A 2,423-nucleotide genomic window follows, 5' to 3' on the forward strand; every position below is an offset into this window, starting at 1 on the left:
CCAGCCAGCGGCGCCGCCCGGAAGCCCGGGCCCCGGGCGTGAGGGTGGGCACCGCCCTGCGGAACGCCTGCCCACGCGGAGGGCCGGCGGACCGCGCCGCCCATGAGCCGGGCGTGAGGGTGGGCGCCGTCCTGCGGAAGGCCCGCGTACGTGGCGGGTCAGGCCGCCAGGTCGCCTGGGGTTTCGCGGGGGGTCGGGTCCACCGAGGGGCCCGTGAGGTCCTCGACCGGGGGGAGCGGTTCCGGCGGCGGCGCGGGCGCCGCGGCCGGCGGCTCCGGCGTGGCCCGCTCCAGGAAGCGGAGCAGCTCGACCGGGATCGGCAGGACCAGGGTCGAGTTCTTCTCGGCCGCGACCGCCATGACCGTCTGGAGCAGCCGCAGCTGGAGGGCCGACGGCGCCTCCGCCATCTGGTGCGCCGCCTCCGCCAGCTTCTTCGACGCCTGCAGCTCCGCGTCCGCGTTGATCAGGCGCGCCCGCCGCTCCCGGTCCGCCTCCGCCTGCCGCGCCATCGAGCGCTTCATGGTCTCGGGCAGGGAGACGTCCTTGATCTCGACCCGGTCGATCTGCACGCCCCACCCGATCGCGGGGGAGTCGAGCATCAGCTCCAGGCCCTGGTTGAGCTTCTCGCGGTTGGACAGCAGGTCGTCGAGGTCGCTCTTGCCGATGATCGACCGCAGCGAGGTCTGCGCCATCTGCGAGACCGCGAACTTGTAGTCCTCGACCCGCACCAGCGCCTCCGCCGCGTCCACCACCTTGAAGTAGACGACCGCGTCGACCCGGACCGTCACGTTGTCCCGGGTGATGCCCTCCTGCGCGGGCACCGGCATCGTGACGATCTGCATGTTCACCTTGTGCAGCCGGTCCACCGCCGGGACGATCATGGTGAAGCCCGGCGGCCGCACCTCGCCCCGCAGCCGGCCGAAGCGGAAGACGACGCCCCGCTCGTACTGCTTCACGACGCGCGCCGCCGCGCCGACGTAGGCCACGGCGGCGACGGCGGCTCCCGCGACCGCCAAGAGGATGTCTTCGATCATCACGGCCCCCTGAGAAAGGGTTACAAAAAGGGTATTCCCTCTCCTGGGGGGCGTGAACTCACAGCCAGCTCGCGAACTCCAGCAGCCACTCGGCCTCCTGCCGGCGCCCGCCGGCCAGCGCCCGGGTGCCGGACTCGACGGTCCGGAAGAGCGTCCAGCCGCGCAGCCGCTCCCGGTCGACGTCGAGCGAGTCGGCCAGCTTGTTGACCCGCCGCCGGGCCGCCGGGGCGCCGGCGGAGGAGGCGACCAGGTCCTCGACCCGCTCCCGGACCAGCCGCGCGAGGTCGTAGGCGCGCTCGCCGACGACCGGGTCGGGCCCGACGGCCAGCCAGGGCGCGCGGTCGCCGCCGAGCACCTTGCCCTGCCGGAAGTCGCCGTGCAGCAGCAGCTCCTCGGCGGACCCGGTGAGCAGCTCCTCGCGGGCGGCGAGGGCGGCGGCGGTGAGCTCCCCGGCGACGGCGTCGGCGCGGTGCCGCTCCATCGCCTCGGCCTGGCGCGCGGTGCGGCCGGCCACGGTGTCGAAGGAGTGCCCGGCCGGCGGGTCCACCCACAGCTTCCGTACGGTCCCGGCCGCCTCCAGGAGCGCCTTGGCCTCCGGCAGCGAGCGGAGCGACACCTCGGGGTGCAGCCGTTCGAGGACGAGGGCGCCCTCGGGGGCCTCCCCGAGGAGCTGTACGGCACCCCAGCCGTTCCAGTGCGCGAGCGCGTCCCGCTCCTGCTCCGGACGGGTGTACGGCGGCGCGATCTTCAGCGCGGCGGGCGTGCCGGCGGCGTCGCGGACGAGCAGGACCAGACTGCCGCGTCCGCCGGGGGCCACCACCCGCTCGACGGTCAGACCGGCCTCCTCGGGCACCCGCTCGGCGAGGCCGGGGAGCCGCCCGAGCCAGTCGGCCGCGGCGGCCTCGCCGTACTTCTCGTGGAGCGCCGTCACCAGTCGCCGGGGGGCTTCGAAACCCATGCGTGCGTTGTTCCTTCTGCTGGGGCGGGGTGATCAGGGCTGGTGGGGGCCGGACTCACACCCGCTCGGCGAGCCCAGGAAAGGTTACGTCGCGGCCGCGCCACCGCACCGCGCGGACCGCCGCCTCCCGGAGGGCGGCCGCCGCCTCCCGGCGCAGCGCGCCGTCGGCGGCCCGCACCAGGTCGGAGTAGACCCCGGCCACCCGGTCCTCCAGGACGGCCGCGAGCCGCACCGCGCCCGCCGGGTCCGCGACCCGGAACGGCAGCTCGTACGCGGCGGCCGCGGCGGCCGGCGTGGGGCCCCGGGGGCGGGCGGGGGGGGGCTGGGGGGCGCGGGCGCGGGGGCGGCGCCGCGCCCGCCGCCGGCGGGGGCCCCGGCGCCGCCGCGCCCCCCCCCCCCCCCCCCGGGCCCGGTCGTGGCCGGTCCCGTGG

At 76.7% G+C, this 2,423-nt stretch carries 3 protein-coding genes; all 3 read right to left on the minus strand.

Annotation, left to right across the window (positions count from 1 at the left end):
- Window positions 1-158 precede the first annotated feature (158 nt).
- On the minus strand, window positions 159-1,034 hold the full coding sequence (locus ACFW1I_RS38270; protein ID WP_384678768.1) for a slipin family protein: 876 nt from the start codon (window positions 1,032-1,034) through the stop codon (window positions 159-161).
- A gap of 58 nt (window positions 1,035-1,092) precedes the next feature.
- Window positions 1,093-1,992: an aminoglycoside phosphotransferase family protein gene (locus tag ACFW1I_RS38275; protein WP_384678770.1), complete on the minus strand. Its 900-nt coding sequence runs from the start codon at window positions 1,990-1,992 to the stop codon at window positions 1,093-1,095.
- 55 nt (window positions 1,993-2,047) lie between these two features.
- Window positions 2,048-2,423, minus strand: a 376-nt coding sequence (locus tag ACFW1I_RS38280) for a DUF4439 domain-containing protein (RefSeq protein WP_384678773.1), incomplete at its 5' end; no start/stop codon positions are given.

It is taken from the genome of Streptomyces sp. NPDC058955 (assembly GCF_042741435.1).
Classification (GTDB): domain Bacteria; phylum Actinomycetota; class Actinomycetes; order Streptomycetales; family Streptomycetaceae; genus Streptomyces.